The sequence below is a fragment of the Stenotrophomonas sp. Steno-Z2 genome, assembly GCF_056393235.1.
Window position 1 is genome coordinate 1 of record NZ_JBWJOY010000025.1, and the last position, 294, is coordinate 294.

The 294-nt window shown below is 64.6% G+C and carries 1 protein-coding gene; it reads left to right on the forward strand.

The window, feature by feature from the left end:
* On the forward strand, positions 1-294 hold a 294-nt coding region (locus AC06FP_RS16850), incomplete at its 5' end, for an EF-Tu C-terminal domain-related protein (protein ID WP_478076337.1).

Sequence of the window (294 nt, forward strand, 5' to 3'; positions counted from 1 at the left end):
TCGATCACCCCGCACACCGAGTTCGAGGCCGAGGTGTACGTGCTGTCGAAGGACGAAGGTGGCCGTCACACCCCGTTCTTCAAGGGCTACCGTCCGCAGTTCTACTTCCGTACCACCGACATCACCGGCGCCGTGCAGCTGCCGGAGGGCGTGGAGATGGTGATGCCGGGCGACAACGTGAAGATGTCGGTCACGCTGATCAACCCGGTGGCGATGGACGAAGGCCTGCGCTTCGCGATCCGCGAAGGCGGCCGTACCGTCGGCGCCGGCGTGGTCGCCAAGATCACCAAGTAA